26 protein-coding genes are annotated in these 24,109 nt (G+C 54.1%); 14 read left to right on the top strand and 12 right to left on the bottom strand.

The genetic code is table 11. The annotated features are described in order from the left end of the window. The first annotated feature begins 9 nt into the window (after positions 1 to 9). From rsxG to nth, 3 genes are read left to right on the top strand one after another with little or no spacing between them, the layout of a single operon-like run. Complete coding sequence (gene rsxG / locus EYY67_RS19740; RefSeq protein ID WP_095922119.1) at positions 10 to 642, top strand: electron transport complex subunit RsxG; 633 nt, start codon at positions 10 to 12, stop codon at positions 640 to 642. Then, entirely contained in the window at positions 635 to 1,333 is a 699-nt protein-coding gene (locus EYY67_RS19735; RefSeq protein ID WP_131694218.1) for an electron transport complex subunit E, read from the top strand. Before rsxG ends, EYY67_RS19735 begins: the two co-directional genes overlap by 8 nt. Beyond that, positions 1,326 to 1,964, top strand: a complete 639-nt coding sequence (gene nth, locus EYY67_RS19730; protein ID WP_119826161.1) for an endonuclease III — start codon at positions 1,326 to 1,328, stop codon at positions 1,962 to 1,964. The genes EYY67_RS19735 and nth overlap by 8 nt, the downstream gene beginning before the upstream one ends. 243 nt (positions 1,965 to 2,207) lie before the next feature. Here the strand turns inward: nth and EYY67_RS19725 are convergent, their stop codons facing one another. From EYY67_RS19725 to EYY67_RS19710, 4 genes are all read right to left on the bottom strand, one after another. Then, entirely contained in the window at positions 2,208 to 2,702 is a 495-nt protein-coding gene (locus EYY67_RS19725; RefSeq protein ID WP_095922122.1) for a YjjA family protein, read from the bottom strand. A 98-nt stretch (positions 2,703 to 2,800) separates the two neighbouring features. Continuing rightward, positions 2,801 to 3,724 (bottom strand): LysR family transcriptional regulator, encoded by a 924-nt coding sequence (locus EYY67_RS19720; RefSeq protein WP_131694217.1) that lies wholly within the window; start codon positions 3,722 to 3,724, stop codon positions 2,801 to 2,803. 48 nt (positions 3,725 to 3,772) lie between these two features. Beyond that, positions 3,773 to 4,753, bottom strand: coding sequence for an alpha/beta hydrolase (locus tag EYY67_RS19715; RefSeq protein ID WP_131694216.1), 981 nt, complete (start codon positions 4,751 to 4,753; stop codon positions 3,773 to 3,775). Positions 4,754 to 4,914: 161 nt separating this feature from the next. Further along, positions 4,915 to 6,333 (bottom strand): NarK family nitrate/nitrite MFS transporter, encoded by a 1,419-nt coding sequence (locus EYY67_RS19710; protein WP_131694215.1) that lies wholly within the window; start codon positions 6,331 to 6,333, stop codon positions 4,915 to 4,917. Between the two features lie 355 nt (positions 6,334 to 6,688). On the opposite strand from EYY67_RS19710, the gene narX reads away from it, so the two are divergent. The 5 genes from narX (at position 6,689) to EYY67_RS19685 (ending at position 11,624) form a co-directional block, all read left to right on the top strand. Further along, on the top strand, positions 6,689 to 8,479 hold the full coding sequence (gene narX / locus EYY67_RS19705; protein WP_131694214.1) for a nitrate/nitrite two-component system sensor histidine kinase NarX: 1,791 nt from the start codon (positions 6,689 to 6,691) through the stop codon (positions 8,477 to 8,479). Continuing rightward, positions 8,476 to 9,126: a two-component system response regulator NarL gene (narL, locus tag EYY67_RS19700; RefSeq protein WP_095922129.1), complete on the top strand. Its 651-nt coding sequence runs from the start codon at positions 8,476 to 8,478 to the stop codon at positions 9,124 to 9,126. Before narX ends, narL begins: the two co-directional genes overlap by 4 nt. Positions 9,127 to 9,366: 240 nt before the next feature. After that, complete coding sequence (locus EYY67_RS24945; RefSeq protein ID WP_095922130.1) at positions 9,367 to 9,459, top strand: ash family protein; 93 nt, start codon at positions 9,367 to 9,369, stop codon at positions 9,457 to 9,459. Positions 9,460 to 9,593: 134 nt separating this feature from the next. Continuing rightward, positions 9,594 to 9,869: a helix-turn-helix domain-containing protein gene (locus EYY67_RS19690; protein WP_095925143.1), complete on the top strand. Its 276-nt coding sequence runs from the start codon at positions 9,594 to 9,596 to the stop codon at positions 9,867 to 9,869. A 204-nt stretch (positions 9,870 to 10,073) separates the two neighbouring features. Further along, positions 10,074 to 11,624 (top strand): methyl-accepting chemotaxis protein, encoded by a 1,551-nt coding sequence (locus EYY67_RS19685; protein ID WP_131694213.1) that lies wholly within the window; start codon positions 10,074 to 10,076, stop codon positions 11,622 to 11,624. A gap of 172 nt (positions 11,625 to 11,796) precedes the next feature. On the opposite strand, the gene ompC is transcribed toward EYY67_RS19685, so the two are convergent. Next, on the bottom strand, positions 11,797 to 12,921 hold the full coding sequence (gene ompC, locus EYY67_RS19680; protein ID WP_095922131.1) for a porin OmpC: 1,125 nt from the start codon (positions 12,919 to 12,921) through the stop codon (positions 11,797 to 11,799). Between the two features lie 539 nt (positions 12,922 to 13,460). Between ompC and EYY67_RS19675 the strand changes: the two genes are divergently transcribed. Then, the gene (locus tag EYY67_RS19675; protein WP_095925144.1) at positions 13,461 to 13,808 is read left to right on the top strand and encodes a helix-turn-helix domain-containing protein; all 348 of its coding nucleotides are present in this window, start codon (positions 13,461 to 13,463) and stop codon (positions 13,806 to 13,808) included. Positions 13,809 to 13,966: 158 nt separating this feature from the next. Continuing rightward, positions 13,967 to 14,527 (top strand): GNAT family N-acetyltransferase, encoded by a 561-nt coding sequence (locus tag EYY67_RS19670; protein WP_095922132.1) that lies wholly within the window; start codon positions 13,967 to 13,969, stop codon positions 14,525 to 14,527. A 117-nt stretch (positions 14,528 to 14,644) separates the two neighbouring features. On the opposite strand, the gene EYY67_RS19665 is transcribed toward EYY67_RS19670, so the two are convergent. Continuing rightward, positions 14,645 to 14,956: a DUF3892 domain-containing protein gene (locus tag EYY67_RS19665; protein ID WP_095922133.1), complete on the bottom strand. Its 312-nt coding sequence runs from the start codon at positions 14,954 to 14,956 to the stop codon at positions 14,645 to 14,647. Positions 14,957 to 16,061: 1,105 nt separating this feature from the next. Here EYY67_RS19665 and EYY67_RS19660 point away from each other — a divergent pair. From EYY67_RS19660 to EYY67_RS19650, 3 genes are read left to right on the top strand one after another with little or no spacing between them, the layout of a single operon-like run. Next, a complete protein-coding gene (locus EYY67_RS19660) occupies positions 16,062 to 16,793 on the top strand; it encodes an amino acid ABC transporter ATP-binding protein (protein WP_095922134.1) in 732 nt (243 codons plus the stop codon). A 24-nt stretch (positions 16,794 to 16,817) separates the two neighbouring features. Further along, a complete protein-coding gene (locus tag EYY67_RS19655; protein ID WP_095922135.1) occupies positions 16,818 to 17,486 on the top strand; it encodes an amino acid ABC transporter permease in 669 nt (222 codons plus the stop codon). Between the two features lie 16 nt (positions 17,487 to 17,502). Next, entirely contained in the window at positions 17,503 to 18,303 is an 801-nt protein-coding gene (locus EYY67_RS19650) for an amino acid ABC transporter substrate-binding protein (protein WP_095922136.1), read from the top strand. Between the two features lie 53 nt (positions 18,304 to 18,356). On the opposite strand, the gene EYY67_RS19645 is transcribed toward EYY67_RS19650, so the two are convergent. The 5 genes from EYY67_RS19645 to EYY67_RS19625 all read right to left on the bottom strand — a co-directional run bounded on the left by EYY67_RS19645 (position 18,357) and on the right by EYY67_RS19625 (position 22,244). Beyond that, positions 18,357 to 19,049, bottom strand: coding sequence for an amino acid ABC transporter permease (locus EYY67_RS19645; RefSeq protein ID WP_131694212.1), 693 nt, complete (start codon positions 19,047 to 19,049; stop codon positions 18,357 to 18,359). After that, complete coding sequence (locus tag EYY67_RS19640) at positions 19,039 to 19,812, bottom strand: amino acid ABC transporter permease (protein ID WP_131694211.1); 774 nt, start codon at positions 19,810 to 19,812, stop codon at positions 19,039 to 19,041. Before EYY67_RS19640 ends, EYY67_RS19645 begins: the two co-directional genes overlap by 11 nt. Continuing rightward, complete coding sequence (locus tag EYY67_RS19635; protein ID WP_131694210.1) at positions 19,809 to 20,639, bottom strand: amino acid ABC transporter ATP-binding protein; 831 nt, start codon at positions 20,637 to 20,639, stop codon at positions 19,809 to 19,811. The genes EYY67_RS19640 and EYY67_RS19635 overlap by 4 nt, the downstream gene beginning before the upstream one ends. Before the next feature lie 24 nt (positions 20,640 to 20,663). Beyond that, on the bottom strand, positions 20,664 to 21,491 hold the full coding sequence (locus tag EYY67_RS19630) for an ABC transporter substrate-binding protein (RefSeq protein ID WP_131694209.1): 828 nt from the start codon (positions 21,489 to 21,491) through the stop codon (positions 20,664 to 20,666). 183 nt (positions 21,492 to 21,674) lie between these two features. Continuing rightward, positions 21,675 to 22,244, bottom strand: a complete 570-nt coding sequence (locus tag EYY67_RS19625; RefSeq protein ID WP_131694208.1) for a nucleotidyltransferase family protein — start codon at positions 22,242 to 22,244, stop codon at positions 21,675 to 21,677. A 93-nt stretch (positions 22,245 to 22,337) separates the two neighbouring features. Here EYY67_RS19625 and EYY67_RS19620 point away from each other — a divergent pair, with 93 nt between their 5' ends. Further along, on the top strand, positions 22,338 to 23,318 hold the full coding sequence (locus EYY67_RS19620; RefSeq protein ID WP_131694207.1) for an XdhC family protein: 981 nt from the start codon (positions 22,338 to 22,340) through the stop codon (positions 23,316 to 23,318). Here the strand turns inward: EYY67_RS19620 and cobA are convergent. Beyond that, entirely contained in the window at positions 23,291 to 24,103 is an 813-nt protein-coding gene (cobA, locus tag EYY67_RS19615) for a uroporphyrinogen-III C-methyltransferase (protein WP_415838659.1), read from the bottom strand. The two genes, EYY67_RS19620 and cobA, sit on opposite strands and share 28 nt — an antisense overlap. Between the last annotated feature and the right edge of the window lie 6 nt (positions 24,104 to 24,109).

Raw genomic sequence — 24,109 nt, 5'->3', positions numbered from 1 at the left:
GGAAGAAATATGTTAGCTACAATGCGACGCCACGGCCTGATCCTGGCTTTCTTTGGCGCACTGATGACCGGCATGACCGCGCTGGTCAACCTGATGACCAAGCCGACCATTGAACATCAGGCGTTGTTACAGCAGAAATCGCTGTTTGATCAGGTGATCCCGGCTGGCGTGTACGATAACGACATGCAGAATGAATGTTACAACGTCACCGATGAATCACTCGGCACCGCCACCCCGCACCGCCTGTATCTGGCACGTAAAAACGGTCAGCCGGTGGCGGCTGTGGTGGAAACCACCGCGCCTGACGGCTATTCCGGCGCGATCCAGTTGCTGGTAGCTGCCGATTTTCACGGCAAAGTGTACGGCTCCCGCGTGCTGGAACAGCATGAAACGCCGGGGCTCGGTGATAAAATTGAAGTGCGCATTTCCGACTGGATCAAGCATTTTGCCAATCAGACCGTCAACGGCGCCAGCGATGAACGCTGGGCGGTGAAGAAAGATGGCGGTATGTTTGATCAGTTTACCGGTGCGACCATTACACCGCGCGCTGTCGTTCGCTCCGTCAAACGCACGGCGCTGTTTATCGGGACGGTACCGTCTCAGCTTTCCCACCTCACCCCTTGTGGAGCACGTGATGAGTGAAGCCAGAAAGATAATCGTTCAGGGTCTGTGGACCAATAACTCCTCGCTGGTGCAGTTGCTGGGGCTTTGCCCGCTGCTGGCCGTGACGTCCACCGCCACCAACGCCCTCGGTTTAGGGCTGGCGACCACGCTGGTGCTGACCTGTACCAACGCCATGATTTCCGCATTCCGTAAGTGGATCCCGGATGAAATCCGTATCCCGATTTACGTACTGATTATCGCCTCGGTAGTGAGTACCGTGCAGATGCTGATCAACGCCTATGCCTTCGGTTTGTATCAGGCGCTGGGGATTTTTATCCCGCTGATCGTCACCAACTGTATTGTGGTCGGACGGGCCGAAGCCTGTGCCGCCAGCAGCCCGATCCATCTGGCGGCCCTTGACGGCGCGATGACCGGTCTGGGCGCAACCTGCGCAATGTTTGTGCTCGGCTCAATGCGTGAAATTCTCGGCAGCGGCGTGCTGTTTAACGGTGCTGACCTGCTGCTCGGCAGCTGGGCGAAAGTGCTGCGCGTCGAAGTGCTGCATCTGGATAACCCGTTCCTGCTGGCGATGTTGCCGCCGGGGGCATTTATCGGCCTCGGGCTGTTGCTGGCGGGCAAATATCTTATCGATCAGCGCATGAAAGCGCGTAAAGCCGCGCAGCATGTTGCGGCTGAAGAAAGTCTGCCAAAGGGAAGTGTTCATGAATAAGGAAAAGCGCATCGAAATCCTCAGCCGTTTACGGGATAACAACCCGCATCCGACCACTGAACTGGTGTACACCACCCCGTTCGAATTGCTGATTTCGGTATTGCTTTCCGCGCAGGCCACGGATGTCAGCGTTAACAAAGCGACGGCAAAGCTGTATCCGGTCGCCAATACCCCTGAATCGGTTCTGGCGCTGGGCGTGGATGGCGTAAAGGAATACATCAAGACCATCGGCCTGTTTAATGCCAAAGCCGAGAATGTGATCAAAACCTGTCGGATTTTGCTGGAAAAACATCAGGGTGAAGTGCCGGAAGATCGCGCCGCGCTGGAAGCCTTACCGGGCGTAGGCCGTAAAACGGCCAATGTGGTGCTCAACACCGCGTTTGGCTGGCCGACCATCGCTGTGGATACGCATATTTTCCGCGTCTGTAACCGCACGAAGTTCGCGCCGGGTAAAACTGTCGATGACGTCGAAGAGAAATTACTGAAAGTGGTGCCGGGCGAGTTCAAACTGGACTGCCATCACTGGCTGATCCTGCATGGCCGCTATACCTGTATTGCGCGCAAACCGCGCTGCGGGTCGTGTCTGATCGAGGATTTGTGTGAGAGCAAAGAGAAGGTTTATGCGGAGTGAAAGGGGTTCCCTTTTAAATAGCTATAAATGACTTTACATAGAATTGAGTAAGTTTCGGTTTTTCAATAACGGTTATCACATGGCGAGGTCAGGATGGCTCGGTCTGCTCCCTCCCCTGCGAAGGGGAGGGTTGGGGTGGGGTATTAAAGAAAAATCAATAATTTGAAGTATGCTTTGACCGGGTGTTAGCCCTTAAAACCCCCTCCCAACCTCCCCCTTCGCAGGGGGAGGAGAAAGTCAAAATCAGATAAATGATTTCGCCTGTTTCAGCACCACATCACAGGCTTTGGTTTTCACCTTTTCTTTCACCTGCGTCAGCCCGCTTCCCAGATTGTTCAGATCCACACTCTGATCTTTACCGGTCTTCAGTAAACCGCCCAGACCCTGCTGATAATCCTGACTTTCTGCACCGGAGGCACTCTGGATCCCCAGTTTATTCAGCAACTGATCTTTTACGTTTTCCGTGCTGGCTTTGGAAAGCACATTGTTCTTCACGCAGTATTGCAATACGCCCGCCGCGTTAGAGGCACTGGTCGAGGTCAGTGCGCTGTCACCGCCGCTGAGCAGCGAGGTCAGGGAAGACGTGGTGCCGGTTGAACCGGATTTGCTGCTGCCGTTCAGTCCGTCGCTGGCAGCCTGCTGCAGTTGTCCGAGAAGATTATTTGAGGCCTGCGCGCCTGCTGACAGGAATAAACCGGCGGAGGCGAGGGTCAGGACAACGGCTTGTAATGCTTTCATGCTTAACTTCCTTCATTCACATAAGTATTACGCTAAAGCTTGAGCTTAAATATTCACGACATCAATAGGAATTGCGGAGATAAACCGACGGTAACGCCTTATTTGATGGCCGTTTTGGGCAACGGCTGTTCTGCTAACCAGACCCCGGCGGCGGTGAAGAAATGCTGCGCCAGCGGCGTTGCCCTGCCCGGTTCAGCGACCACCAGCGCTGCGTGGCGGCTCATGGGGGTGATATCCAGCGGACAACGTTTCAGCGCCGGATGCATGTCATCAATCAGATGACCGCGCGGTACCAGTGCGCAACCGATGCCGACATAAACGCCCTGCATCAGCTGAAAGATCGAGGTGCTTTCCAGCCGAGGATGCAACTCCAGCCCGGCCTGACGGAAGAAATTATCCAGATAACGGCGGAAATAACGGCTCGGCTCAGACAAACACAGCGGTAACGCGGCGGCCTGTTCCGCCGTGATCAGCGCGATATCCTGCAACTGCGGAAAATGATCCGGGTGATACACCACATCTACCCCGCCGTCATCGAGCGGCACCAGCTGGAAACGCAGCTCGTTGAGCGTCGAAAACTCAAAGAAACCGATACCGACATCCACCGAGTGGCTGCTCAGCGCTTCAATCAGCTGATCGGCGCTGACTTCCGCCACGCGATAATCCAGCCCCGGATGGGCCGCGCTGACCGCTTTGATCAGTTGCGCCAGCGAGACGCTGCACTGCGGCATCACGCCGATACGCAGCGTGCCGCTCATGCCCTGTTTCAGCGATTCAACTTCCAGCTTCAGACCTTCGTACACCGCGACGATTTCGCGCGCCCAGCTCAGCACCCGCAGGCCCTCAGCGGTAAAACCTTCAAAGTTATTACCGCGATTGATCAGATTCAGATCGAGTTCTTTTTCGAGGTTTTTGAGACGCATCGACAGCGTCGGCTGGCTGACAAAGCTGGCTTCCGCCGCCCTGCCAAAATGCCGCTCGCGTTCGAGATTACAGAGGTAAATGAGTTGTTTGATATCCAATTTATTGTCTGTTTCAGCCCTGAGTTATGCCTGATTGATTGGATTTTATTATAAGCCATCGTGATGTATATGACGCAGCGGATTAAACCCTGAAAGGGAATCCTGACGCTGTTCGCGGGCGCGACGTGCCAGTGCATAGGCCGGATCACCGTTAAAACCGTGGAATCCGCCCGGATAAATGCTGAATTCAACCGGTACACCGGCGCGGATCAAGCGGCGGGCATACTCAATATTTTCATCCAGGAAAAGGTCCACGGACCCGACGCCAATCCAGGCCGGTGGTAATCCGCTGAGATTTTCGGCGCGCGCCGCCGCGGCATAGCAGGAAACATCCGCTAAACCGGCGTCATGCCCCAGATAGGCCTGCCAGCCGAAGCGGTTGTCGTCGCGCGTCCAGGCGAATTCGCCGGTCGAAGGATTCGGATCCTTGTCCGTCACGGTGCGGTCATCGAGCATCGGGTACATCAGGTTCTGAAACGCCAGTGCCGGACCGCCACGATCGCGGGTCAGCAAGGCCAGTGACGCGGCCAGTCCGGCTCCGGCGCTGTCACCCATCACGCCGATATGCACAGGATCGATACCCAGTTCCTCTGCCTGCGCGGTCATCCACAACAACGCGGCATAGCAGTCTTCCAGCGGGCCGGGAAACGGGGTTTCAGGCGCGAGGCGGTAATCGACGGAGACAATCACGCAGTCATGTTGCGCTGCCGTCGGACGGGTCAGCGGCATCGACTGTTCCGGGCTGCCCAGCACATAACCGCCGCCATGAATATGCAGGATCCCCATCCGGCCCTGGCGTGTGGATTGCGGGGAAATCACCACCACCCGCACAGGCGGCGCGCCTTCGCTGCCGGAAATAAACTGACTGCTGACGGTCAGCGCCAGCCCGTCGTCCTGTAATACACTTTCCAGCGCCGCCGCCTGCCGCTGCGCGCGCATGGCCGGCAGGACGGACGCCTCAAGCACACGTTCGGGCATCAGAGACAGTAACGGACGCAGTTCGGGATCGACAAGGTGGGCAGTTTTCATCACGGGTTCCTGTTAAGAATGTCATCCCGTCATTTATAGCCTCTTGCCGCGATTTTAAAAAGTCTGAATCGTTATGGCTTATGACTGATTACGTTAAGTATTTCATGCAGACCCGAATGCAAAAAGGGGCCGAAGCCCCTTCTGTTACTGCATGCTGAACCTTACTTTTTGACCTGTTTGGTGGCAAAACCTTTGTTCAGTTTGCGCCAGTAGACCAGCCAGGTGATCAGCGCGCAGACCACGTAAAACACCAGGAACACTTTCATGGCACCTGCCGGAGAGCCGGTCATCGCCAGCGATGTCCCGAAGGCTTTAGGAATAAAGAACCCGCCGATCGCGCCGATTGAAGAAATAAAACCGAGCGCCGCCGCCGTATCGGTCACCGCTTCACGCAAGGCTTCATCATCCGTTGCACCACGGGCTTTTGCCTGATCGGTGGTCAGTTTACGGAAGATCACCGCAATCATCTGGTAAGTGGAACCACTGCCCAGACCGGCCGTCAGGAACAACACCATGAATACCGCAAAGAATGCCGGGAAATTACCGCCCGCGCCGTTCACCGGCAGCGTCAGGAACAACAGCCCCGCGAACACCGCCATCACAATGTAGTTCACCAGCGTCACACGAATACCGCCCAGACGGTCAGACAGCATGCCGCCCGCAGAACGCGCCAGTGCGCCGAAGAACGGACCGAAGAAGGCGAATTGAAGAATATTGACATCCGGGAACTGGGTTTTGGTCAGCATGGCAAAACCGGCGGAGAAACCGATAAAGGAACCAAAGGTCGCCAGATACAACACGCTCATGATCCACAGATGGCCGCGTTTCAGTACCGGCAACTGCTGACGGATAGAGGCTTTGGATGACGCCAGATCGTTCATGCCGAACCAGGCGGCGATGGTGCCGATGATCAGGAACGGCACCCAGACCCACGCGGCATTTTGCAGCCACATATCCGCACCGTTAGCCAGCGTTTGTTTATCGCTGAAGGCCGCAAACACGCCGAGTGAAATCACCAGCGGCGCGACCAGCTGCATCACGCTCACGCCCAGATTACCGAGGCCGCCGTTGATACCCAGTGCGCCGCCCTGCTTCGCTTTCGGGAAAAAGAAGCTGATGTTAGACATGCTGGAGGCAAAGTTAGCGCCACCAAAACCGCACAGCAGCGCGATGATCAGGAAGACGTTATAGGACGTTGTGGTGTCCTGCACGGCAAAGCCCAGCCAGACGCACGGCAGCACCAGAAACACGGTGCTGATGGCGGTCCAGCGGCGGCCGCCAAACAGCGGGATCATGAAGGAGTAAGGCACACGCAACAGCGCGCCGGACACCGACGGGATCGCCGTCAGCATAAATAACTGATCGGTCGTGAAGTTAAAGCCAACTTTGTTGAGGTTGACGGAAACCAGGCTGAACAGCATCCAGACGCAGAAACCCAGTAACAGGCAGGGTACGGAAATCCACAAGTTGCGGCTGGCAATTTTGTGCCCGGTTTTTTCCCAAAACTGCGGATCTTCCGGTCGCCAGTCCTGTAGCAGACGGGACGGTTTTTCCGCAGGTGTAGCTGATGTATGTGACATGTGTACCTCGGGTGGTAGCGCATTGTTGTTGTAATGATTCAGTTATGCCGCACACACTAGGTAGAGCACCGCTTCGGGATGTTGATGCAAATCAACGCAATGGCGGGTCAAAATCACCGTGAAATTGCCCTCAAATCCTTTGTGAGTATTCTGCGCCCTGCTTATAAAGTGCTAATATTCAGAAAGTTGATAGAAATATAACCCTTCCCTGTTTGCAGTTATCCTTCCACTGGAAATAAAGGAGTAATCACAAAGGGGTATAGGGAAACGCCTGCTGATCATAAAAAATGCCCACTTTGTAATAGAATTGTTCCGGCACTCACCGCTTCTTCATCAGATTCAGGAACCCGATTTCATGCTTAAACGCGCCCTGCCTTCATTGTCACTGGTCAGCCAGATCACGCTGCTGATGCTGCTGCTTGGCCTGCTGGGTATTGGCGGAATGAGCGTGGCGGCGTGGATGGCGGGCAGCATCGAAGGCAACGCCCATGCCATCAACAAGGCGGGTTCCCTGCGTATGCAGAGTTACCGCCTGCTGTCTGAAGTGCCGCTGAGCGGGAAAAATTCCGCGTATATCCGCCAGCTTGAGAACGACCAGAGCAGCGCGGATCTGCTGAAAGCGGTCGAGCGCGAAAACCTGCAACCGCAGTTTCTGGCACTGCGCAATTACTGGCAGACCACCTTGCGGGATCAGTTGCTGGCGGCAAAACGCCCGCAGGATGTCTCCGCCAATATCGCGGTATTTGTCGGTCAGCTGGATGTGCTGGTGGCCGAGCTTGAACATAAAACCGAATACCATTTGCAGCAGATTTCGCTGATCCAGCGCGGTCTGGTGGCCGTGACCCTGCTGCTGATGGCGCTGACGATCTGGTTCCTGCGCCGTCATTTGCTGACGCCGTGGAGAAGCCTGCTCGCGCAGGCCAGCGCCATTACGGCCGGCGATTTCAGCCGCCGCTATCAGCGCAAGCGGGTGGCGAATGGCGATGCTCATAATGAAATGGATATCCTCGGCGACTCGCTGAACAGCATGTCGCTGGCACTGGCGGAAATGGTCGACAATCTGGCGCAGCGCGTGGCGGAAAAAACCGCCGATCTGCAACAGAAAAACCAGATGCTGGATTACCTGTACCGCGTCAGCCGCCAGTTGCATACCAGCGTCCCGCTTGAGGCGCGCATGGAACCGGTGCTGAAGGAGTTGCAGTTGCTGACGCCGCTGAGCGGTGTGCAACTGCGGCAATATGAAAACAACAGCGCCGAGGTGTTCAACGAATTCAGCAACGGTTCCGCCCGTCAGCCCGACAGCCCGCAGGTCGGGGAACATGCCGGAGAAAGCGGCGAATCCCTGAGCTGGAGCCTGCGCGACGATCGCGAGAATTACGGCGTATTGCTGGCGCAGTTACCGCCGGGACAGTATCTGGATGACGATCAGCAGCAGCTGGTTCATACCCTGCTTGAACAACTCACCAGTACGCTGATGCTGGCGCGTCAGGCTGAACATCAGCAACAACTGATGCTGATGGAAGAGCGATCCGCCATCGCGCGCGAACTGCACGATTCACTGGCGCAGTCGCTGTCCTGCATGAAGATTCAGGTGGCCTGTTTGCAGAGGCACGCGGAGTCCTTCTCTGAAGAGGACAATATTCTGCTGCAACAGATGCGTGAGGAACTGGGCACCGCGTACCGTCAGTTGCGCGAGCTGCTGACCACCTTCCGTCTCACACTCAACACGCCCGGCCTGCGCGCCGCGCTGCAACATACCGTTGATGAGTTTTCGCGCCGGATGGGGCTGACGATTGATTTCGATTACCAGATCCCGCCGCGCTCGGTACCGGCGAATCAGGGCATTCACCTGCTGCACATCGCCCGCGAAGCCCTGAATAATGTCCACAAGCACGCCCACGCCACGCAGGTGTCGCTCTCCCTGCAATGCCATGACGGCGAGATCAACATGTGCGTGCGCGATAACGGCGAAGGCATTTCGCAGGATGCGGAGCGGCAAAATCATTATGGCCTGATCATCATGCAGGATCGCGCCAGCACCTTACATGGCCAGTGTCGGGTTGCCCGACGCCCGGACGGCGGCACCGAAGTCTGTGTCCGTTTCCGCCCGGAAGCATTGCCCATCAATCCCCAGGAGCAAGTATGAACGACATCACCCCTTCCACCATTTTGCTGATTGACGATCATCCTATGCTGCGTAACGGCGTCAAACAGCTGATTGCCCTCGATTCACGCCTGAAAGTGATTGGCGAAGCCAGCAATGGCGAACAAGGCGTTGAGCTGGCAAAACAGCTCGACCCGGACCTGATCCTGCTGGATCTGAACATGCCGGGCATGAACGGACTGGATACACTCGACAGCATGCGCCAGACCTCCCTGTCAGGCCGTATCGTGGTGTTCAGCGTGTCAAACCATGAAGACGATGTGGTGACCGCCCTGAAGCGCGGCGCAGACGGGTATCTGCTGAAAGACATGGAGCCGGAAGATTTGCTGACCGCGCTGCATAACGCGGCGGCGGGTAAAATGGTGCTCAGCGAAGCCCTGACGCCGGTGCTGGCCGCCAGCCTGAGGGAAAGCCGTCCGAGCGGTGACCGCGATATCCAGTCCCTGACGCCGCGCGAGCGCGATATCATCAAACTGATCGCCGAAGGTTTGCCGAATAAAATGATTGCCCGCCGTCTGAATATCACGGAAAGCACGGTGAAAGTGCACGTTAAGCATTTGTTGAAAAAAATGAAACTGAAATCACGCGTCGAAGCGGCAGTATGGGTTTTACAGAGCAACGTGCTGTAAACGATGTGTCCCCGTACCTTCCTCCGGAGTGGGAGGGCGGGGGCTGTAACTTACTGCCCCCATTACATTTCTTTGGAAAGCACGCCCCATTCCACGTTATCAGATTGGTTTACATACCCCGCTTACGTTATAGTCCCACCGCTGCGGCAAAATCCGCAGCAAGGTTTCGCAGCCTGAATATCACATCGAAAATACATATATAATATCTATGTATGGCCTCGGCACACCTGTCAGATACAAATGATCGGTATTTGTACAACTATGGTGGCTCTGGCGGGGCAGCTTACGGGCTGGCCGGTTTCCGATGTGACCGGTACTGCGAACCTTGTCTGAGCCGCCACCCAAGAGTTTCGCAGCTCCGGTGGGGGGTTTTTAATCACATCGGAGATACACAATGAAATTATCACGCGACCCCACTTTCCTGCCCTTTATTGCTTGCGTTCAACCAGCCAGCGGAGGGCGGAACCGTGAAAAGTAAAGACTGGCATCCCGCTGACATTATTGCGGCGCTGCGTAAGAAAGGCACCACCCTGTCCGCCGTTTCGCGTGCGGCGGGTTTATGTTCTTCCACCCTGTCTAATGCACTTTCCCGTCCGTGGCCAAAAGGTGAATTACTGATCAGTCAGGCCGTCGGCGTCCCCGCCTGCGTCATCTGGCCAAGCCGGTATTATGATCCCAAGACCATGACGTTTATCGACAGGCCTATGCGCTCGAAGAAAAAAGTTATTCTTTGTGACGAATAGCAGCAGACCTTTCAGGGCGCTGTTCAGGCGCCCTTTCTTATCCCGCCCTCCCCTTAAAACCCTCTGATTTTCGTTAGCTAACTAACTGATAATGCATTAAACATTTGATATTGAAACATTTTGATGCATTTCGTGCGTCAATGTTTCGTATTCTCATGCCGTTAGTAAAGTCACTACTATGTGAAAGGTTTTAAGGAAACAGGCATGAGAAGCATAGGATTTATGGGTAGATTACGCATCGCGTTAGCCATGGCACTGGTGGGTTTGCTGGTGCTGGGAACATGGTCGGCCTTTGAAGGCCGTAATGTGATGCTGAAAGAGCGGGAAGATGGCGTCAGAAATATGGTACAGGCCGCGCAGGCGTTGGTGGCAGATTATGCCGGGCAGGCCGCGAAAGGCGCGATGTCGCCAGCCGAGGCACAGAAGCAGGCGCTGGCAAAACTGAAATCGATGAAATACGGCAAGGACGGCTATCTGTTTGTGTTTGACAGCAACCTGACCTTACGGATGATCGGCAATCAGTCCCTCGCGAAGCTGGAAAATCAGAGCGTGAAAGATCGCACTGACAGCAATGGCCTGTTCTATTATCAGGCATTCCTCAAAACTGGCAATGCCGGCGGTGGCTTCGTGAATTATGTCAGCAATTTGCCGGATACCGGCAAGCCTGCTGACAAAGTCAGTTATGTCAGTAAATATCCCGACTGGGACTGGTATATCTGTTCGGGGGTATTCCTCAACGATGTGCAGACCGTGTTCTATAACAGCCTGCTGCAATATTTCACCATGATCCTGCTGGTCGGTCTGGCAGTCTCTGCCGTGATGCTGCTGACCATGCGTTCGACCCGGCGCAGTCTGGGCGGTGATCCGATGTATGCCCGCGAGATTATCGAACATATCGCCGACGGCAATTTGAATACGGCGATCTGTTTGCAGGCCGGAGACAACAACAGCCTGCTGGCAACAATGGCAAGAATGCAGCACCGGCTGGCGGAAATTGTCGGTGACGTGCGCCGTGGCGCAGATCAGATGCAACTGGCATCGCAGGAAATCTCACAAGGTAACGATGACCTGTCCCGCCGCACGGAAGAACAAGCATCTTCCCTACAGGAAACCGCCGCCAGCATGGAGCAACTGACCTCGACGGTAAAACTGAATGCCGATAACGCCCGGCAGGCGCGGGATCTGGCCGCTGACACCCGTTCATTGTCGCAGAACACCACCAAAACGGTCGACAGCACCGTGTCTACCATGCAGGGGATTAATGATCAGGTGGATAAAATGGGTGACATTATTTCCACCATCGAGAGCATCGCTTTTCAGACCAACATTCTCGCGCTGAATGCCGCCGTCGAAGCGGCCCGCGCCGGTGAACAAGGTCGCGGATTTGCGGTAGTGGCTGCCGAAGTGGGGCAACTGGCGAAAAGCAGTGCCAGCGCGGCGAAAGAGATTAAAACGATGATCACTCTCTCAACGGAAAGGATCATCAACGGCAGCAAGATGGTCACACAGGTCGGTGAATCCATGCATGCGATGATGAAATCCATCGCCAATGTGTCGGATCTGATTTCTGAAATCTCCGACGCCTCTAATGAACAAAGCAAAGGTATCCATCAGGTGAATATTGCCGTCACGCAAATGGATCAGGTCACGCAGCAAAATGCGGCGCTGGTGGAACAAGGCGCGGCGGCCACCTCTTCACTTAACGAACAGGCGCTGGAACTGCAGCAAGTGGTGTCGTTGTTTAAACTGGCGTGAGCTAATTTCCCTGAATATCCAAAATAACAGATTAGGGTATTTTCACTGAAGGGGAAAATAATGTCAGGGTACAGAGAGTAAAGACAAATAAAGGCGACATGAGTCGCCTTTTATATCCTTTCTCAGAGATGGCTTATGTTTTCAGCCAGAATCCCTGCATCAGATCCCCGCATCAGAACTGATAAACAATACCGACTGCGGTCACGTCGTCGGTGCTGATACCGGCTTCACGGGTAAAGCTGTTTTCATCCACCAGGTTAACCATGTAATCAACAAACATATTGATGTTTTTGTTGAAGTAATACGTCGCGCCGAAATCGACATATTTGATCAGATCCTGATCGCCGTAATTACGACCGGAGGCGGAACGGCCCAGATCTTTCCCTTTGTTGACGTTATACGCCACGAACGGTTGCAGACCGAAGTCAAACTGGTAGCTGGCGTACAGTTCCATGATCTGAGATTTATTGGCATAACCGTACGCCGTATCATCAGAAACAGAACCGAAGCGGGACGCATTATACGCCTGGGTATACATCGCGCCTAAATACACGCCGTGCGCGTCATACTTGATCGCACCGGAATACGCTTCAGCACGTTTGCCGTTACCCATGATGCCGTTAGTGCGGCTGTTTTGTTCATTGGTACGGTCAGCGCTGCTCATGGCACCGACAATGCTGACGCCTGCGCCAATATTGTAGGTGGCAGACATGCCGTAACCGTCGCCGTTCTGACGCAATACGCTGCGCACGCCCGGCTCACCGCCGCCGTCATTTTTACCCTGATACTGAATCGCAATATCCAGACCATCAATCAGGCCGTAGAAACCGCTGTCACGGTAAGTCGCGACACCGTTTGCGCGGCTGAACATAAACTGGTCAGAACCGTAAGTCATGCCGTCGAACTCAGGCTGCATGTCGGTAAAGCCTAAGGAATCGTACAGCACGCCACGGTTACGGCCGTAGTCGAAGGAGCCGTAATCACCAAATTTCAGACCCGCGAAACCGTAACGGGTGCGCGGTGTGGAATCTTCACTTTCTGCGCTGCTGGCGTCGTACTGTGACTGCCACTGGCCGTAACCGGTCAGATTGTCAGAGATCTGCGTTTCACCACGAAAACCCAGACGGACGTAGGTCTGGTCGCCATCCATGCTGCTGTCTTTGGAGAAATAATGTTCGCCGGACACCAGACCGTAAATATCTAATTTATTGCCGTCTTTATTGAAAACTTCTGCTGCGTGCGCCGTACCGGCAAGTAATGCGGATGACATCACTAAAAAGATCGCTTTATGCTTCATCATAACCCTCAATGATTGATAACTCGCCACTGCTTATTTATCGAGCTTTAGGCAAAATAAAGTTTCGGGCCTTTACTATCACTTATGGCCCCTGTAATGATTATTTCTCAAGGCAGTAAAAACGCTGCGCATTTGATTTATCATTTTTAAACTCAGGGTGTAAATAAATGTTTTATTTTGTCAGCACAGATTGATAAATATCTCAGCCCTTAACTCAAATCGCACATTTTGATAATCCTTGCTTGCGGGCAATCGGTTACGTTGAGTTGCTTCATTATTATTTTTGGCTTTCATTGGCCTGTTTGATTTATAATTTAATTATATGCTTTTCATATAACCGAATATCTTGGTATTCGGTTTTTTGTTCATTTTCATGAACTTATTTCAGGATAAGAAAAACTTATATTACCTCAGGCGGGACCCGCATTAATTAACGTCACTCATGAGTTTAATCAGGATGGGGCGGGTAAATTAGTGTTTTGTTTACTGTTATTCTCTTACTGCAAGTGAAAATAGATAAATGCTCTGAGGCTATGATGATGGTGATACGCGATGAGATCGTTCGTTCAATCATGCTATGGATTGACGACAATATAGATAAACCGCTGAAGATAAATGATGTCGCCGAGAAATCTGGCTATTCAAAATGGCATTTGCAACGCGTCTTCCACGAGAAAACAGAACAAACTATTGCAAATTATATCCGCGACAAAAAACTTGAAAGTGCTGCCTGCGATTTAGTCAGAAATACTGATTCTATTGTCGATATTTCTCACCGTTATGGTTTCGATTCGCAGCAGTCATTCACCCGGGCGTTTTCCCGTAAATACCATATTTCACCGGGACACTGGCGCAGGCGTTTTAATGACTACCTCGAAGGTTCATAAGGACGGGATGTCCCGCTGAAGAGCCCGGGGAGCATGGGGGCGGCCAGCCCCCTATTCCATCTCCCGCAACTCCATAGCAACTATTGTTGTTTTACATCTCTGGTTCCTGACTTTAATAATCGGGGATAACGCTCTGCTGCCAACAATAGGAACCGAACATGAGCCACCTGATCCGCCTTGCGCACGAGTCTGAAGCGGCGGCGTTGCACCGTCTTTTGCAAAAGGCGTACGCGCCGTTGCTGGAACATGGCATTCATTTCACCATCACCCGCGCAAGCGTGGAGGATGTGCGGGATGTTATCCGCAATGAAACCACCTATGTGCTGGAGAAAGACGGCGAACTGACGGCCACGCTGACCACCCGTTTTTTGTGGACACCGGCCAAAAACCATCTTGCGCCATGGCCGTTTGTGCACTGGTTTGCGGTGGCGGAACACGCCAAAGGTCAGGGGCTGGGCAATGAAATTATCCGCTACGTCGAAGAAACATTTTTACGCGACACACTGAAATCACCGGCGGTGTATCTGGCGACGGCGGTGAAACATCCGTGGCTGACCGGTCTGTATCAGCGGCGCGGCTATGAGCCGTTTCATACTGCGACTAACCCGCTGGGTGTCGAACTGGTGTATCTGCGCAAAATTCTCAATCAACAGGCATTTGAAGCGCACGAGCAGGCACCGCTGGTTCGCTCTGTTGCTGAATTACGGACGCTGGTTTAACGCCGGGGGAATAATAAACCGAGAGGTTAAGATTTGCCGTAATATGGGTTTTGTTGCCGGTGATAACAGACAGGTGCTGTATTTTTGCGCACCTGTCTGTTAAGACCAAAATGAATATCAGAAATATTCAGGAAGGTTTTCTAAGTTATCTATGGCTTGCCCGTCAGCGAGAGTGGTGAGGTAATCGTTGCCCATTACCCGATCCGCCACCACTATTCGTCCTCTTACCCATTTGCCATGATTGTTCTGTAACGCGGTGCAGAAACTATAGTCATTATCAATCATAGAGATGACCCACTGCCGGGGTTGTAATACCGCATCGCCAACGGCATTTCCCAGATCCTCATGCACCACCACATTGATAATGTGAGTATGCTGATCGTTATATTTAACCTGCGATATTAAATAATTCGCCCATTTTCCCTTCATCTCTTTTCCTTGATTTTTACAGAGCCAGTCCTGTTTTCTCTTTATATGCTTTAAAATTTTAAAGTCTATTATTGGACTGTCGATTTATTGATCAAACTCAATAAAAAATCAATATTACTTAACAGGTTTAGCCATACCGGTAATCTTATTACCTGAACATTTTAATAAGTGTTGTAATAAGAAGAAGCCTCGTCACCCGCCTGTTATCGCATTCAGTTCGCCGGGTTATTTTTTACATCTCCCGGCAGATCGGTTCCCCCTTCGCAGGAGGAGGAGCAAATCTTCCTGATCCGCCTGCCCCAGCCCGTGCAGGGAAATCACGTCCAGCACACCGGCGCGGTAACGCTCTTCGATAGCATCGGCGTGCGGGATACCGCGCTGACGTTTTAAAATCAAGATATTAAGGTCAAGGTCGTGGGCGTCGGCCCACACCGACCAGAGACCCGGTAACGCGCGGGCCTCTGGACTCCGCGCTTTTTCACTGCGCGCTGTCGCGGGTATGACGGACATGTTCTGGTGCAATAGTGAGTGGCGCAAATCCAGGTGCTTCGCACTACCTTCTCTCGGTCTTCAAGCCATAGGTCTTGAAGCCGCTCCGTTCAGCTGAATTTTGAGCACGCCAATCAACTTTTCTAAAAGATAAAAAGTCTGTCTTTGAATTTATGATCGTGCGGGCGATTCAGAAAGCTTGCTGAACGGAGCGGCCTGGAGACCCCAAGGCTCCAGGACCGAGAGAAGGAACCGCGCAGCGGCAAGATTTCCAGCCTGTCACTGCGATACCTGAAACATAGCCAGCGAGCGGAGCACGCAGTAAAAGAGCCCGGGATTCTCAAGGGGCGCGGCGACAGGCGCCTCTTAAGGCCAGTTTGGGTGGCAACCCAAGGTGTTGACCTTTAGCACGGAAAATTCGATGAGGTGTTCCACCGCCCTGTCCATCCGTGGACGGAAAAGCTGATTGATGCGCTGCCGGTTGTCAGTTCACACCGGCATAATATTACGCCCCGCATATCGTTAGCGATTTAAAGCATTTGTCGCAGGCGACCGAAAAGTTAATATTCTTTTAAGGAAATATGCGCGTTATTTATATTAACCAGCGGGAGCACACATGATCACTGTCAGCGGATTGAATAAATCATTTAACCAATTCCCTGCCCTGTCGGATATTAATTTCACGGTGAATAAAGGGGAAGTGGTATCAGTAATAGGCCCTTCCGGTTCCGGGAAATCCACTCTGTTACGTTCGCTGAATTTGTTGGTCAGGCCGGATTCCGGCCAGATCCAGATTGGTGATAAACACATAAACGCCGCAACGCTCACCCGCAAACAAACCGCCGGTTTTCGCCGCCAGACGTCGATGGTTTTTCAGCACTACAATTTATTTAAAAATAAAACCGCGCTGGAAAATATCACGGAGATTTTACGTTTTACGCAAAAACTGACTAAAGCGCAGGCCGGCGAACGGGGTCAGGAATTGCTTGCGCAGGTAGGTCTGGCGCACAAAGCGGCGGCTTATCCCGGCACACTCTCCGGCGGGCAACAGCAGCGCGTCGGCATCGCCCGCGCCATGGCCGTTGATCCGCAGGTCATTTTATTTGATGAACCCACGTCTTCGCTGGATCCCGAAATGCGCCGTGAAGTCCTGAACCTGATTGAAGGGCTGGCCGGGCGCGACTTAACCATGATGATCGTGACGCATGAAATGGGCTTTGCACGGGATGTTTCTGACCGGATATTTTTCATGGAGCACGGGCAAATTATCGAACAAGGCGAACCGGCAAAAATATTCCAGACCGCTTCCGGGAAGCGTACCCGTTCTTTCTTACATGATTTTGCCTGATGGCCGTACACGGAACTTTGCACAATGAATTTTGATTTTCCTTATATGCTCGGCGTTATTCCGCAGATCCTCGTTTATCTTCCCGTGACCTTGCTGATTTCATTGCTTTCCATTTTACTGGCGACCGTACTGGGGATTATTTTCGCCCTGTTACTCCGGGCCGGTAAAATACCCGCAGCGTTTGCACACCTGTATATTTCCTTCTTTCGCGGCACACCGGTACTGGTGCAATTATTGATTATTTATTTCGGGCTGCCGCAAATTATTCCTTCAATGAATTCGCTGAGTGCCATGAATGCAGTGATCCTCGGTTTAAGCTTAAACACGTCCGCCTATCTGGCGGAAATCTTCCGTGCCGCCATCGACTCTGTTGATAAAGGGCAACTGGAAGCCTCGCTGGCCTCCGGGCTAAGCATGTTTACCGCTTCCCGCCGTATCCTGTTTCCGCAAGCCTGCCGCAATGCGATCCCGGCGACCGGCAACGTGTATATCGGCCTGATCAAGAACTCTTCGCTGGCGTTCACATTAGGCGTCAGCGAGCTGCTGGCCGCCGGAAAAATGGTGGCCACAGAATCGCTGAAATTCTTCGAAGCGTATTTCGCCGTGGCACTGGTCTACTGGGCGCTGACCATCATTTTCAGTGAGTTACAGCGTCGCCTCGAAAAACATCTCGGCAAACCTTATGCCGGTTAAAACAGGGAATCTTGATATGCGTTTGTTAACACTGGCAATTTGTTCACTTCCTCTGCTGCTGACGGCGTGCGATAAACCCGCCGCAAAAGCCGATGATGAACCCGTTCTGCGGGTGGGGGCGACACCGGACGGTTATCCCCACTATTTTAAAGACGGCGATACCATCAAAGGATTCAGCGCGGACATTCTCAACGCCGTCGCCAGTAAGATCCACTACAAAGTGGAATGGGTAACGTCCGATTGGGTGGGCGTGCTGGGTTCTCTGGAAACCGGCAAAGTGGATACCGTGGGCAATTTCGCCGACACGCCGGAGCGGCGAAAAAAATACGATTATTCAGCGCCCTACTATTACTCTGCGGCGCAGTTAGCGGTGAGTAAAAACAACACCACCATTCACGGACTGCAGGACATGAAAGGTAAAACCGTCGCCGCCGATCTCGGTTCGAACTATGCCAAAGTCCTGAAAGAATTTGATCCGAAAAATGAAATCAAACTGGTGACCTTCGAGGGCATGGATGTGGTGGTCAACAGCGTGGCTCAGGGAAAAGTGGATGCCTATGTTTCCGGTCAGGTGATCCTGCTCGGTCAGATCAAACATAAAAATCTGCCGCTGAAAGTTGTCGGTGAACCCTTCGGCCTGAAACAGGTTGCCCTGCCGTTCAGGAAAGATGCGCGCGGGGAAGCACTGAAACAAAAAGTGGATGTCGCACTCGGTGAATTACGGGCAGACGGGACATTGAAGAAGATTTCTGAGAAGTGGTTTGACCGGGATCTGAGTGTGGACACGGAATTAACGTCGGTCAGCAAAAGGCAATAAACTTACCGTCTCTCCCGTCTGAAAACCCCGCCGGAAACAGGCGGGGGTTTCGTTTACATGCGCAACCCCTGATGACGTTTGATGGATTTACCCGCCAGATACGCCAGCGTCGCGCACAGCAGATAATACATCAGGCCGACCAGCAGGAAGATTTCTGCCGGGTAAATTTGTACCCGGTTATTCACCTGCCCGGCCACCGTGGTCAGTTCCGGCACGTTGACGATAAACGCCAGCGATGTGTCTTTCACCAGAGAGATCAGCAGCCCGAGATACGACGGCAGCAGATTCGGCCACGCCTGCGGTAACAGCACGAACAACAGCACGTTGCCGTAACCCATACCGGATGCAATTCCCGCTTCGGTTTGCCCGCGCGGCAAGGCTTCCAGACCGGCCAGCGTCGAGTGCATCACCGCCGCCGAGGTAAACCAGGCCAGCGCCACAATCACCGTCAGCGGGCCGGGAATTGAACCGCCAAACACCACCGGCAGCAGGAAGTACAGCCAGAAAATCACGAAAATCAACGGAATGCCGCGGATAAACGACGCCCAGACAAACAGGACTTTTCGTGTCAGGCCGCCGAAACGCCACGCCAGCGCCGCCATCAGCACACCGAGCACTAACGCCAAAACGCCCGCCAATGCCGCCATGATAAGCGTCAGCAATATGCCGCCCGGCTCGCCGTCAGCCAGCCTTCCCCACAGCAGATAAGTGAAATTATCGTGTATAACTGACCAGTCAAATTCCATCGCCAATTTCCTCTTTCAGAACCACCTGCGGCCTGTGCTGCGGTCGCTTCGGACCAAACACCGTCATCAGCCAGCCGAGGAGCAGTCCGAGCGCCAGATACAGCAGCGTCCCAACGGCGAAACCTTCAAAGGCGTGCGCGTTATAGCTTTCAATCTGGCTGACCTGATACGTCAGTTCCGAAAAACCGATACCCGTCGCCAGTGAGGAAAGCTTCATCAGGTTGAGATACTGGCCGGTGATCGGCTGCCACGCGTTGATCAGCGCCTGCGGCAGGAGGATCGAAAGCAGCAAGGTTTTACGGCTGAACCCCTGAGAAATCGCCGCTTCGGTCTGGCCTTTCGGCACAGAATTCAGCCCGGCCTGCACTTCTTCCACCAAAAACGCCGCCGTGAACAACGCCAGCCCCCAGGCCGCACACAGAAATTCCGGGGTCAGCCAGGCAATGTTGCCCGGAAACGTCGCCCACGGATGAGTGTCGCCGATATAAAAACGCCAGCTTTGCGGCAGCGCGCCATAGGCCGCGAAATACCAGAACAGCAGTTGCACCAGCAGCGGCGTGTTACGAAAAACAGAGACAAACGCCGCCACCGCACCGCGTGCCAGATGCGTCGAACTCAGGCGCAGCGCCAGCAGCAATACCGTCAGTAACGTGGCGAGCAAGCTTCCGATAATGCTGACATACAGCGTGGTGAGGAAGCCGGAGATTATCCAGTGCAGAGGCTGGCCGGACAGCACGCCAGCCCAGTCGGGATGCCAGTTCATAGCGCGACTCCGGTTTGCGGATGCAGCGGAAACAGGACTTTTTGCAGAAACCGCTGCGCACGCGGATGTTGCGGACGCAGGAAGAAATCTTCCGGCTGCGCCTGTTCAAGGATTTCGCCGCCATCCATGAAAATCACACGATCAGCGATTTCGCGGGCAAAACTCATCTCATGCGTCACCACAATCATGGTGATGCCGCTTTTCGCCAGTTCCTGCATCACCAGCAGGACTTCGCCGATCATTTCCGGATCCAGCGCCGAGGTCGGTTCATCAAATAAAATGATGCCCGGATCCGTGACCAGCGCCCTGGCAATCGCCACGCGCTGCTGCTGACCGCCGGAAAGCTGCTCAGGATAATGCTGCGCTTTATCGCCCAGACCGACGCGCGCCAGCAATGCCCGTGCCTTTTCGCGCGCCTCAATTTTCTTCCAGCCATGCACTTTAATCAGCGCCAGACTGACGTTGTCTTCGGCGGTGAGGTGGGCGTAAAGGTTGAACTGCTGAAAGACAAAGCCGATGTGCGTTCGAAGCTGGCGTAATGCGGCACCTTTGAGATTGCGCGTCGGCTGGCCGGCGATAAAAATTTCACCGCTGCTGACCGATTCCAGCTGATTAATCAGCCGGATCAGCGTGGATTTACCTGAACCGGAGGGCCCGCAAACTGCCACCACTTCGCCACTGTTCACACGTAAATCAACGTTACGGATAACCTCATGCGGACCGAAAAATTTACTGACCTGGCGGAATTCAACGGCCGCGATTTTACCGGCGGATGAATGTGAAAAAACCGCAGACGCTGCTGCGGTTGAGAGAGTGTCTTGCTGCATGTGTCTTACCTTGCATAAAACAGATTATTTGGCTTCGATTTTGAACAGACGCGGCTGAGGGGATTTGGTCTGCGGACCGAACCAGACGTTATAAATGCTGACCGCCTGACCATTTTTCTCCAGATTCAGCAGCTCGTCATTGACCACTTTCAGCAGGCTGGTTTCGCCTTTTTTGACGCCCACGCCAATCTCTTCTTTGCTCAGCAATTCAGGCAGCACTTTGTATTTTGCTTTGTCCGGCGCGCCATCCAGCAGCCCCGCCAGAATGGTGCTGTCCTGCGTAATGGCCTGCACGTTGCCGTTCCGCAGCGCAGAAAGTGCCAGCGGAATATCGTCATAAGACAGCACGCGGGATTGCGGGAAGCGGTTATGCAATTCCTGCTCGCCGGTGGTGCCTTTCACCGCACCGATGCGTGCCGTGGCATAGGCATCCAGCTTATCCGGCGATCCGGCCGGGACCAGGAACTGCTGGCCGGTGACGAAATAAGGCACAGAGAAGTCGATCACTTTTGCGCGTTCCGGCGTGATGGTGATATCCGCCACGATCAGATCGGCTTTACCGGACTGTAATAACGGAATACGGTTCGCCGGATTGGTCGGCACCAGTTGCAATTTAACACCCAGCGTTTTCGCCAGCGCTTTCGCGAAATCCACGTCATAACCGACGATGTCATGGGTTTTGGCATCAACAGATCCAAACGGCGGATTGGAATCGAACGTCGCGACCTTCACCACACCGGCTTTTTTGATGTCCGCCAGCTGATCCGCGTGCGCGGCAAAAGTAGAAATCGTGCTGAGCGCCAGAAACAGTCCGGCAGCAATCTGGGTTTTATTTACGTTAATGACAGCCATCGTTTTTCCTTATGAATAGTCTTCAGAGGCAGTGACGCCCCAAATGTTAAAAATGAAGATCCGGTATTTTTTCTTTTGTAGGTCAAAGAATTGCATAAGGAAGAATGAGCGACTACGAATTTAAAAATATAAATATGGACGAATTAGGCATAAGAAAAACAGCTGTCACTAAAGGCGAACCGTTCAAATTTTGAGATCACCCGGCAGGTCGATATCCCACACGCAGCCCGGATCTTCACTTTCGATGTTTAATGGCGGGTGCGTTTTCAGCAGGTCGCGCGCCCCGCCGCTGCCCTGTAAGGCGACCAGCGAGGTCCGCATGGAGGCGGGGAATCCGACAGGATGCCCCGGTTGTCCGTGATACACCGGTCTGGCACATTGCCCGGCGCGCACGGCCTGAGCGATATCGTCATAGGTTTGCGGCAGGATATAGGGCAAGTCCGCCAGCGTGATAATCCAGCCACCGGCTTCCCCCATGGCCTGTACACCGGCCGCCAGGGAATCGCCCATGCCCTGACTCTCCACGCAGACAAAAGGCACATCCACACGCTGGCAGAACGCCTGCAATTCCTGTGAACCGGGGCGCAGCACCACGCAGACCGGCAAGCCTGTTCGCAAAACATTGCCGAGGCTGTGCTGAAATATCGTCATGCCGGTACCGGTAAGCTCTTCCAGTAATTTATGCCGACCGGTCGCCTGCTGATAACGACGGCTGAAGCCCGCCGCCAGCAATATCACCACGGGTTGTTTCATTTCAGATTGCTCCCGAAGCCATTTTCATAAACATCTATAATGATGAGTTAATCCACATGCCGGTTATTTTAGACATAACAAGGGTGTTAACCAATGCAAAGTCTGGATATCAGCGTGATCAGTCAGTCAGCCCGCTGGATTAACGATCAGCCGATATGGCTGTGCACGGTGCTCAGCACTTTCGGTTCATCCCCCCGTCCGCCGGGCACATTAATGGTGATAAACCGCGACGGCCATTTTTGTGGTTCGCTGTCCGGCGGCTGTATTGAGGATGATTTTATTCAGCGCATCCGCGACGGTGATTTTCGCCAGCCGAGTCAGGTGGTGCGCTACGGCGACGGCGGATTAACGCCGGATCGCGCGCTGCCCTGCGGCGGCGTGCTGGATATTCTGATTGAGTATCTCGCCCCCACGGCGGCGAATCAGGCTTATATCGCCGGGATCGGCGAGTCGCTGAACTGTCATTTTGCGCTGAAAAAACGCATTACGCCGCCTGCGGCCTGCCATTCCTTAACGCAGGAAACCTGGCGCAGCAGCACCATTGTTGAACGTGATGCGTCTGAAATCGTCATTACCCTCGCCTGCGCACCGCGCATTATCATCGCCGGGCTGTCTGCCGTGGCGGTATTCTGCGCGGAGTTTGCCAGCGGGCTGGGGTTTGAAACGGTGATTTGTGAGCCGAGGGAAGACATTCTGGAGAATTTTCGCGGACAAATCAGCGGTTCGCCGATCCTTGAAACGGTGTTTCCGGCGCGCTATCTCGAACAACACGGCTGCCACGCGAATACCGCCATCGTCGCGCTGACCCATGATCCGAGAATGGATGACCTGACCATGATGGAAGCGGTCAACACCGACGCGTTTTACATCGGCGTCATGGGGTCGCTGCGTAACAGCCAGAACCGCATCAGAAGGCTGGAAACCACCGGCGGCATGACCGCGGAAGAACTGACCCGCATTCACGCCCCGATTGGTATTGATATCGGCAGCAAAACCCCCGCCGAAATCGCGCTGGCGGTGATGGCCGATATTGTGCGGATCAAGAATCAGCGGACAGTTTCAGTTTCGCGCTGAACCTGTCGCGCAGGCTGCCGGTACATTCCCGCCACCTCGCCGATAATCAGCAACGCGGGCGTAACCACCCGGTTCGCCACGATGATATTCCCCAGTGAATCCAGCGTGCCGGTGAATACCCGCTGTTCCGGTTGCGTGCCGCGTTCGATCACCGCGACCGGCATGTCTGGCGGCATACCGTTGGCCATCAGTTTCTGACTGATGCTGTCGCTGCCGGCGATGCCCATGTAAAACACCAGCGTCTGGCGCGCCATCGCCAGCGCAGACCAGTCAACGTCCGGCTCACCCTGCGCGCCGTGACCGGTGACAAAGCGTACGGACTGCGCCAGATCCCGGTGCGTCAGCGGAATACCACTGGCCGCCGCACACCCCATCGCCGCCGTGATCCCCGGCACGATATGGCAGGTCACGCCGTGCTGCTGACAGTGCGCCATCTCCTCACCGCCCCGCCCGAAAATAAAGGGATCGCCGCCTTTGAGACGTACCACACGGTGACCGTTCTGCGCCAGATCGACCAGTAACTGGTTAATCTCCGGCTGCCCGAGGGTGTGATGACGTGTGGATTTACCGGCGTCAATGCGCAGTGCGTCCTCCGGGATCAGCGCCATCACCGGCGCGGAGACCAGCCGGTCAAACACCACCACCTCCGCCTGCTGTATCACGCGCAGCGCCTTCAGGGTCAGTAATTCCACATCACCCGGCCCGGCACCCACCAGCCAGACTTCGCCGCGACATACCGGCTGACGCAGGGTGGCGGCTGCCATGATGTGCGCGATCTGCTGCACCTGTAA

Source organism: Rahnella victoriana (assembly GCF_004330295.1).
In the GTDB taxonomy this organism is placed as follows: domain Bacteria; phylum Pseudomonadota; class Gammaproteobacteria; order Enterobacterales; family Enterobacteriaceae; genus Rahnella; species Rahnella victoriana.
The sequence above is the reverse complement of the archived record's forward strand: the minus strand, read 5'-3'. Positions and strand labels throughout refer to the sequence as shown.

Bases quoted from the DNA above. Each gene is read 5' to 3' on its own strand.
- EYY67_RS19725 (WP_095922122.1), bottom strand. From the start codon at position 2,702: ATGAAAGCATTACAAGCCGTTGTCCTGACCCTCGCCTCCGCCGGTTTA.
- nth (WP_119826161.1), top strand. From the start codon at position 1,326: ATGAATAAGGAAAAGCGCATCGAAATCCTCAGCCGTTTACGGGATAAC.
- ompC (WP_095922131.1), bottom strand. From the start codon at position 12,921: ATGAAGCATAAAGCGATCTTTTTAGTGATGTCATCCGCATTACTTGCC.
- EYY67_RS19665 (WP_095922133.1), bottom strand. From the start codon at position 14,956: ATGAAGGGAAAATGGGCGAATTATTTAATATCGCAGGTTAAATATAAC.
- EYY67_RS19620 (WP_131694207.1), top strand. From the start codon at position 22,338: ATGCAAAGTCTGGATATCAGCGTGATCAGTCAGTCAGCCCGCTGGATT.
- EYY67_RS19645 (WP_131694212.1), bottom strand. From the start codon at position 19,049: ATGGAATTTGACTGGTCAGTTATACACGATAATTTCACTTATCTGCTG.
- EYY67_RS19660 (WP_095922134.1), top strand. From the start codon at position 16,062: ATGATCACTGTCAGCGGATTGAATAAATCATTTAACCAATTCCCTGCC.
- narX (WP_131694214.1), top strand. From the start codon at position 6,689: ATGCTTAAACGCGCCCTGCCTTCATTGTCACTGGTCAGCCAGATCACG.
- EYY67_RS19640 (WP_131694211.1), bottom strand. From the start codon at position 19,812: ATGAACTGGCATCCCGACTGGGCTGGCGTGCTGTCCGGCCAGCCTCTG.
- EYY67_RS24945 (WP_095922130.1), top strand. From the start codon at position 9,367: ATGATCGGTATTTGTACAACTATGGTGGCTCTGGCGGGGCAGCTTACG.
- EYY67_RS19670 (WP_095922132.1), top strand. From the start codon at position 13,967: ATGAGCCACCTGATCCGCCTTGCGCACGAGTCTGAAGCGGCGGCGTTG.
- EYY67_RS19715 (WP_131694216.1), bottom strand. From the start codon at position 4,753: ATGAAAACTGCCCACCTTGTCGATCCCGAACTGCGTCCGTTACTGTCT.
- EYY67_RS19710 (WP_131694215.1), bottom strand. From the start codon at position 6,333: ATGTCACATACATCAGCTACACCTGCGGAAAAACCGTCCCGTCTGCTA.
- narL (WP_095922129.1), top strand. From the start codon at position 8,476: ATGAACGACATCACCCCTTCCACCATTTTGCTGATTGACGATCATCCT.
- EYY67_RS19735 (WP_131694218.1), top strand. From the start codon at position 635: ATGAGTGAAGCCAGAAAGATAATCGTTCAGGGTCTGTGGACCAATAAC.
- EYY67_RS19625 (WP_131694208.1), bottom strand. From the start codon at position 22,244: ATGAAACAACCCGTGGTGATATTGCTGGCGGCGGGCTTCAGCCGTCGT.
- EYY67_RS19675 (WP_095925144.1), top strand. From the start codon at position 13,461: ATGGTGATACGCGATGAGATCGTTCGTTCAATCATGCTATGGATTGAC.
- EYY67_RS19650 (WP_095922136.1), top strand. From the start codon at position 17,503: ATGCGTTTGTTAACACTGGCAATTTGTTCACTTCCTCTGCTGCTGACG.
- EYY67_RS19635 (WP_131694210.1), bottom strand. From the start codon at position 20,639: ATGCAGCAAGACACTCTCTCAACCGCAGCAGCGTCTGCGGTTTTTTCA.
- EYY67_RS19630 (WP_131694209.1), bottom strand. From the start codon at position 21,491: ATGGCTGTCATTAACGTAAATAAAACCCAGATTGCTGCCGGACTGTTT.
- EYY67_RS19655 (WP_095922135.1), top strand. From the start codon at position 16,818: ATGAATTTTGATTTTCCTTATATGCTCGGCGTTATTCCGCAGATCCTC.
- rsxG (WP_095922119.1), top strand. From the start codon at position 10: ATGTTAGCTACAATGCGACGCCACGGCCTGATCCTGGCTTTCTTTGGC.
- EYY67_RS19685 (WP_131694213.1), top strand. From the start codon at position 10,074: ATGAGAAGCATAGGATTTATGGGTAGATTACGCATCGCGTTAGCCATG.